Here is a 7757-nt window from a genome sequence, read left to right on the forward strand (position 1 = left end):
CGTAATGACAGCGGGGGAAGTTCATCAGGAGGAGCCACAGCGACGCGGCAATCTGAGGTTTGGGAGCAGGAGATTACTTCGTCGCCGGGGCTCCTCGTAATGACAGTGGGGCAAGTTCATCAGGAGGAGCCACAGCGACGCGGCAATCTGAGGTTTGGGAGCAGGAGATTACTTCGTCGCCGGGGCTCGGCTTTGGCACCCTGCGTCGCTCTACCACCTACATCCATGTAGGCGTCCTCGTAATGACAGCGGGCGGAAGTTCATCAGGAGGAGCCCCGGCGACGCGGCAATCTGGGGTTTTGGGAGCAGAAGATTACTTCGTCGCTTAGGCTCCTCCTGAAGAACTTCCCCCTTTCCATGCAGCCAGGGGTACGGAACAGGGCCGATGATGCCATTCCCTCCCCCTGTGGGGGAGGGCCAGGGAGGGGGTGATCTAATAGGCCGTGACCGTTTTCTTTCCCCCTCATCCTGTCCTTCTCCCTGAGGGAGAAGGGACCCTCGTTCGGCGCTCCGCAATGACGACTAAACGTTCGTCTTTGATTCGGGCCAGCGCAGCTGGGGGCACGGTTCGTAATGACAGCGGGGAGGGCAAGTTCATCAGGAGGAGCCTCAGCGACGCGGCAATCTGGGCTTTGGGAGCAGGAGATTACTTCGTCGCCTGGGGCTCGGCTTTGGCATCCTGCGTCGCTCTACCACCTACATCCATGTAGGCGTCCTCGTAATGAAAGCGGGAGCAAATTCATCAGGAGCCGTCCCACTGCGGCTCAGGCCCGAATCACTGAAGAACTGATGACCTTGGGGAACACGGGGCCACAGGGAAAAACAGGTTTTTCGGGTTTTTTCTTCCCCGTGGCCCCGTGTTCCCCGTGGTTGGAATTCAAGGGGTGAACCGACAAGTTCTTGGAGCCTCGACGACGAAGTAATCCAACAATCGATAGAGAAAGGATAAACAATGTCAATGCGCTGGTTTCTTCTATCTCTGGTGATGATGACAGGAATCGCGGCGGCTGATGATGAGGCCGTTTTCGATCGCGTCTCGCTCCAGGCCGAGGTCTCCCGGGAAGTGGAAAATGATCGGATGCGGGCGGTGCTGGCCGTGCAGGAGGAGGGCAGCGACCCGGCGCAGTTGGCGGAGCGAATCAATCAAGCCATGCGCTGGGCCCTCGGACAGGTTGAAAGCTTCGAAAGCGTCACGGGGGAAACCGGCGGCTACCGCACCCGGCCCGTTTACCAAAAGGGCACCCTGACCCACTGGCGCGCTGTGCAGAGCCTGCGGCTGGAGAGTGGTGACTTTACGGCACTGAGCAGCCTGGTGGGCCAGTTGCAGGAGAAGATCCAGGTTCAATCCATGGGCTTCGAGGTCTCGGAAAAGACCCGCCGGGCGGCTGAAAACGACCTCATCGACGACGCCTTGGGCGCCTTCAAGGTCCGAGCCGAACGGGTACGGCAAAACCTGGGAGCCGGCGACTGGCGGATCGTGCAGTTGAACATCGGCACCCGGGGCAATGGACCCGGCCCCGTCTACCGGATGGAGACCATGGCCGAACGTGCACCACCTGCGGTGAAGGGCGGGGAAACGACCGTTTCCGTGATCGTCTCCGGAACGATTCAATTGTTGCCGGGCAAGCCTTAACGGCAGATACGAGGGACTAGAGGCGAGAATGAGGGAATCGCAAAGGCGAGATTCGCCCCCCAAAGTCGGGGCTCCTAACCTTTCACAAATTTGCACCGACCGCGCTGGTCTCTTGGCCCCACAAGGAATATCTTCTCAGTCGGCCGTAATCGCCGATACGCCGCTCCTTCGAAAATTTCGTCGTGAAACCCTATCGGGCGCGCGCCAGCGCTCCTTCCCTCGACTCTCGTAATTCGCCTCTCGAATCTATTTTCATTACCCGCCGTAGGTCAGCTTGGCGGGGTCCATCAGCTTCCTGAGTTCTTCGACGGTGAGGTCGGTCTGTTCCAACGCCACTTCAAGCACCGGCCGGCCTTCGGCATAGGCCTGCTTGGCGATGGCGGCGCCCTTTTCATAGCCGATCACCCGGTTGAGGGCGGTGATCAGGATGGGGTTTCGGTCCAGCGCTTCGCGCAGATTCTCCTCGTTGACCGTAAACCCGGCGATGGCCTTGTCCGCCAGCACGCGGGCGCCGTTGGCCAGCAGTTCGCTGCTTTCCAGCAGGTTGCGGGCGATCATCGGCAGCATGACATTGAGCTGGAAGTTGCCCGACTGGCCGCCCATGGTGATGGCTGTGTCGTTGCCGATGACCTGGGCGCAGACCATGGCCACCGCCTCCGGGATCACCGGATTGACTTTGCCCGGCATGATCGAACTGCCCGGTTGCAGGGCAGGCAGGGCGATCTCGCCCAGGCCGGCCAGCGGTCCGGAGTTCATCCAGCGCAAGTCGTTACTGATCTTCATCAGTGTCACGGCGGCAGCCTTCATCTGGCCGCTCATCTCCACCGAGGCGTCCTGGCTGGAGAGCCCCTCGAAGTAGTTATAGGTATCGCGGAAGAAGACGCCGGTCTCCCGTGCCAGCAGCTTGGCCACGCGCGGCCCGAATTCCGGGTGGGTGTTGATGCCGGTGCCCACGGCAGTGCCGCCGATGGGCAGGGCCGCCAGACGGGGCAGGCTCTCCTCGATGCGCTCGGCGGCATGCGATATCTGTGCGGCCCAGCCGCCCAGTTCCTGGCCGAGCCGGACGGGCATGGCATCCATCAGGTGGGTGCGTCCGGTCTTGGTGACGCCGTCCAGCTCGTTGGCCCGTGCGTGGATGCCCTGTCCCAAGTGGCGCAGGGCCGGCAGCAGGCGGTCATGCACGGCGATGCCCGCGGCCACCGCCATTGCGGTGGGGAAGACGTCATTGGAGCTCTGCCCCATATTGACGTGGTCGTTGGGGTGCACCGGCCGGCCCAGACGTTCGGAAGCCAGGCGGGCGATTACCTCATTGGCATTCATGTTGGAGGAGGTGCCAGAGCCGGTCTGGAACACATCCACGGGGAAGTGTGCTCCATGGCTCCCTTCGGCGATCTCCATGGCGGAGGTGGCGATCGCGTCGGCAATGTCCGCCTCGAGCAGGTTCAGTTCGGCATTGACCCGTGCGCAGGCGGCCTTTACCCATCCCAGCGCCCGTACCAGGGAATCGGGAAGTGGCTGACCACTGATAGGGAAGTTGTCCACGGCGCGCTGGGTCTGGGCACCGTAAAGGGCATCGGCGGGTACCTGAAGTTCGCCCATGCTGTCGCGTTCGGTTCGATAGTTTTTTTCGCTCATGAGTGCTCGGTGTGAGTTGGCGATTAAGGCGTTTCGGGGATAATTCAACCTGAGGCGCAGTAGTTTATCACCTTGTTCCACCCGCTCGCTGGAGGGTAGGGGAATGCCCCGCCGCGATGCTCCAGTTAGGCCGATCGCCCCGGGGGCGGGCCCTCCTACCCGAAAGTAAGGCAGGCGGTCATTGCTATCTTTAAGCCTGTCAATAGTAAGTATTTAGTTTATTAATAGTAATAATTTTTATGGTTTCGCTTCGCTTGACCTGCATTTGTAAAAGCCCGATCATGGCGCGCTGATTCAAACAGGGGCAGGCCGGATGTGCCAGAATTAACGGTCTTGCCCGTAACCTGAAGCCGCGGCCAACGCGGACGCCACCGAGGGGAATCCCGGTCCAGGAGTCTGTTCTCGGACAGGCTCGGCATGTGCTGCGATGGGGCACGGCCCCGTCTTGTGCCGTATTCCGGCAAGGTTTCAGGCCCTAACACCAATCGAAGAGTCTTGAAGGAGCGCGCATGAACGCCGCGGACAAAAAAAGGCTGCTGCGCGAGATGTTGTACGCGCGGCGCTTCGAAGAGCGATGCTACGAAGCATACGTCGAACGTAAAATCGGCGGTTTCCTTCACCTGTACCCGGGCCAGGAGGCCTGTGTGCACGGGGTGATGGAAGCGGCCAAACCGGGTCACGATTACGTGATTACCGGTTATCGCGATCACGTGCATGCCATTCAGTGCGGCGCCGACCCGAAAAAGGTCATGGCGGAGCTGTATGGCAAGGAGACCGGCTCTAGCAAAGGACGGGGCGGCTCCATGCACATCTTTGACGTCGAGCACCGCTTCATGGGCGGTTATGCGCTGGTGGGTGGTCCTTTTCCGCTGGCCGCAGGCATCGGCAAGGCCATCAAGCTGCAGGGTGGCGACGAGATCTCCATCTGCTTCCTGGGCGATGCCGCCAACAACCAGGGCTCCTTCCATGAGTCGCTGAACATGGCAGCCGTCTGGGAGCTGCCGGTGCTGTTCGTCTGTGAAAACAACCTCTACGGCATCGGCACCCGCATCGAACGCTCGACCGCGGTGCAGGAGCAGTACAAGCGTGCCTGTGGCTACGGCATCGAAGCGGCCCGGGTCGATGGCCAGGATATCGAGACGGTCTACGAGGCAGCACTGAAGGCGGTCGATTACGTTCGTTCCGGCAAGGGCCCCTACTTCCTGGAGCTCTCCACCTATCGTTACCGCGGTCACTCCATGTCCGACGCCGGCGCCTACCGCACCAAGGAGGAGCAGCAGGAGTGGATCAAGCGTGATCCCATCAACCTCTTCAAAGAGCGCCTGATCGAAGCGGGCGAGCTCAGCGAAGAGGACTTTCAGTCGCTCGACAAGGAGATCATCGAACAGATCGATAGAGACGTGATCCCCTTCGCTGAGGAATCCCCGGAGCCAAAGCTCGAGGAGCTGGAGAAGTATGTGCTGGCCGAGAACGATCCGTGGGTGAAAGGAGGGGCGCAGTAATGGCCGAGTTAATGTATTGGGAGGCGATCCGCCGCGCCCACGACGAAGAGATGGCCCGTGACCCGATGGTGATCGCCATGGGCGAGGACATCGGCGTCGCCGGCGGTACCTACAAGGCGACCCAGGGTCTCTACGACAAGTACGGCGCGGAGCGGGTGATCGATACACCGATTTCCGAGAACGGCTACACCGGTCTCGGCATCGGCTCCTCCTTCCTGGGAGTGCGTCCCATCATTGAGATCATGTCGGTGAACTTCGCCTGGCTGGCGACCGACCAGATCGTCAACACCGCCGCCAAGGTGCGCTACATGTCCGGCGGCCAGCTGGAAGCGCCGGTAGTCATCCGCTCGCCGGGCGGCACCGCCCACCAGCTGGGCGCCCAGCATTCGGCGCGCATGGAGAAGGTCTTCATGGGCATCGTTGGCCTGCGCGTGGTCACCCCGTCGAACCCGAGACAGGCCTATGGTCTGATCAAGTCCGCCGTGCGCTGCAATGATCCGGTGTTCATTAACGAGCACGAGTTGATGTACAACATGAAGGACGTTGTGCCCGACGATGAATACTTCCATCCGCTCGAGGGTTCGGAAGTGGCCCGCGAGGGCAAGGATGTCACCATCTTTGCCTACAATATCTCGGTCCACTGGGCCCTGCAGGCGGCCGACATCCTCTCCAGGCAGCACGGCATCGAGGCCGAAGTGGTGGACCTTTACGCCCTGAACCCGCTCGATCGCGAGGGCATCAGGGATTCGGTGAGCAAGACCCACCGCGCTGTAATCGCCGAAGAGGCGGAACCCGCCGTCGGCGTCGGGTCCGAGGTGATGGCCATCATCAACGAAGAGTGCTTCTTCGAACTGGATGCACCGCCCATGCGGATATCGGCCAGGAATGTGCCGATCCCGTACAACCGCACTCTCGAGAAGGCCGCCATTCCCAACGCCCAGGATGTGGTGAATGGCGTCCTGAAGATGTTCGGCAAGTGAGTGGCGAGTAGCGAGTAGCGAGGGGCTAGGACCAGAACGACCGGTCTCGCCGCTTCTCGCAACTCGCCACTGGCAACTTGGAACGACTCAATGGCGAGTAACGAGTTGCGAGTGGCCAGGGCCCGGATGAACCTCCGCGCCTCCGCCCCTCGCAACTCGCCACTAGCAACTCGGAACTGAACTAATGTCTGAGCCCCTTGTGATTAAAATGCCCCAGCTCTCCGACACCATGACCGAAGGTGTCCTGGTGAGCTGGGAGAAGAATATCGGCGACCGGATCGAACGCGGTGACATCGTCGCAACGGTCGAGACCGATAAGGCGATAATGGATGTGGAGGTGTTCCGCGAGGGCTACCTCTCCGGTCCCATCGCGCCGGTCGATGCTACCGTTCCGGTCGGCGACCCCGTCTGCTATCTGGTTGCCACCGCGGACGAAGTCCAGGGCGCCGAAGCCGAAGTGCCTGCCGGCGCGGAAGAGGCCGAGGTGAAGGGCGAGTCGGAAATCGAAGTGCCCACGCCTGAAGCCGAGGCACCGGTGGAAGATGTCGCCACCCCCGATGGTGTTTCGCACACCATCAATATGCCGCAGCTCTCCGACACCATGACCGAAGGCGTCGTGGTGGGTTGGGAGAAGAGCATCGGCGATCAAATCTCCCGCGGCGACATCATCGCCCAGGTGGAGACCGACAAGGCGATCATGGACGTCGAGGTGTTCCGCGAGGGCTATCTCTCCGGGCCCATCGCCGAGGTCGATTCCACCGTGCCGGTGGGACAGCCCATGTGCTATCTGGTCGACAGCAAGGAGCAGGTGGTGGACGCCACCGCCAAGGCTGGCGCTGCAGCACCCGCCAAAGCCGAAGCGGCCGCACCGCCAACACCATCGCAACCCGCGCCCGCCGCGCCGGTTCCGTCGGCCAGGGCGATGGAGGGTGTCACCCCGGCCAAGCGACCCGACAACAAATACGCCACACCGTATGCCCGCAAGCTGGCTGCCTCGCTGCAGGTCAATCTGAACAACGTCAAGGGCTCCGGCCCGGACGGCGAAATCACCGCCGATGACGTACGCCGCGCCCAACCCGTGCAGCGTCCCAAGGAAGTCGTCGATCTGGTTCCGGCCCATATAATGCCGGAGATCCAGGTGCCGGGCGAAGGCCGCAAGATGACCTCAATGGAGAAGGCGGTCAGCCACTCCATGACCGCCTCGCTCACCATGCCCACCTTCCACGTCACCCAGTACGCCCAGCCGGGCGCGCTGATCAAGGCGGCGAAGAAGAAGGGCGTCTCGGTTACTGTGGCCATCGCCAAGGCCTGCGCCGAGGCGATCAAGAAACACCCGAGCGTCAACTGGGCCTACCAGCCGGTGGACCGGCTGGTAGAGCGCGACCAGGTGGACATCGGCATGGCCGTCTCGGCCGAGGGCGGCGGCCTGGTGGTGCCGGTGCTGCGCCACTGCGAATCCAACGATGTCGAGACGCTGCACGAGTCCTGGAAGGGGTTGGTGGATCGCGCCCGCAAGCGCCGCCTGGCACCCGAGGAGTACGCCAACCCGACGTTCATGGTTTCCAACATGGGCATGCTGGGCGTTCCGCATTTTGATGCCATCCCCACGCCCGGCACGGCGGCCATCCTGGCCATCGCTGCAGCCGGCGAGCAGGGCATGCCCCTGATCGTGACCGCCGATCACCGCGTGGTCAACGGCGCCGAAGTGGCCCTGTTCCTCAACACCCTCAAGTCGATGATCGAGGAGCCCGAGCAGTGGATGGGGCCCACCGGTCCGGCCATTCCCGAGGGTGCCTGGGACTACGACGTGGTGGTTATCGGCGGCGGCCCGGGCGGCGAAGACTGCGCCCGCGACCTCACCGGCAACGGCCTCAAGGTCGCCATGATCAACGACTCCCCGTTCCCGGGCGGCGAGTGTCTGTGGCGCGGCTGCATCCCCTCCAAGGCGTGGCGCGCCGCGGCCGCTCGCAGCCGCGACCGGGCCGAGGGCGCCCACCTCGGCATCAT

At 62.3% G+C, this 7757-nt stretch carries 5 protein-coding genes; 4 read left to right on the plus strand and 1 reads right to left on the minus strand.

Going from position 1 to position 7757, the window contains the following annotated elements; genetic code table 11:
- Positions 1–952: 952 nt before the first annotated feature.
- A complete protein-coding gene (locus Q7L05_RS16320) occupies positions 953–1633 on the plus strand; it encodes an SIMPL domain-containing protein (RefSeq protein WP_303909199.1) in 681 nt (226 codons plus the stop codon).
- A 255-nt stretch (positions 1634–1888) separates the two neighbouring features.
- Here the strand turns inward: Q7L05_RS16320 and Q7L05_RS16325 are convergent, their stop codons facing one another.
- A complete protein-coding gene (locus Q7L05_RS16325; protein ID WP_303909201.1) occupies positions 1889–3268 on the minus strand; it encodes a class II fumarate hydratase in 1380 nt (459 codons plus the stop codon).
- A gap of 509 nt (positions 3269–3777) precedes the next feature.
- Between Q7L05_RS16325 and pdhA the strand changes: the two genes are divergently transcribed.
- The 3 genes from pdhA to Q7L05_RS16340 all read left to right on the plus strand — a co-directional run.
- Complete coding sequence (gene pdhA, locus Q7L05_RS16330; protein ID WP_303909203.1) at positions 3778–4770, plus strand: pyruvate dehydrogenase (acetyl-transferring) E1 component subunit alpha; 993 nt, start codon at positions 3778–3780, stop codon at positions 4768–4770.
- Positions 4770–5750 carry an alpha-ketoacid dehydrogenase subunit beta gene (locus tag Q7L05_RS16335; RefSeq protein ID WP_303909205.1) on the plus strand — a complete coding sequence of 327 codons (981 nt, stop codon included), beginning with the start codon at positions 4770–4772 and terminating at the stop codon, positions 5748–5750. Before pdhA ends, Q7L05_RS16335 begins: the two co-directional genes overlap by 1 nt.
- A gap of 184 nt (positions 5751–5934) precedes the next feature.
- Positions 5935–7757 (plus strand): 2-oxo acid dehydrogenase subunit E2 (locus tag Q7L05_RS16340; RefSeq protein ID WP_303909207.1); only part of this gene is annotated, 1823 nt, incomplete at its 3' end.

The sequence above is a fragment of the Thiohalomonas denitrificans genome (assembly GCF_016841685.1).
Taxonomy (GTDB): domain Bacteria; phylum Pseudomonadota; class Gammaproteobacteria; order Thiohalomonadales; family Thiohalomonadaceae; genus Thiohalomonas; species Thiohalomonas denitrificans_A.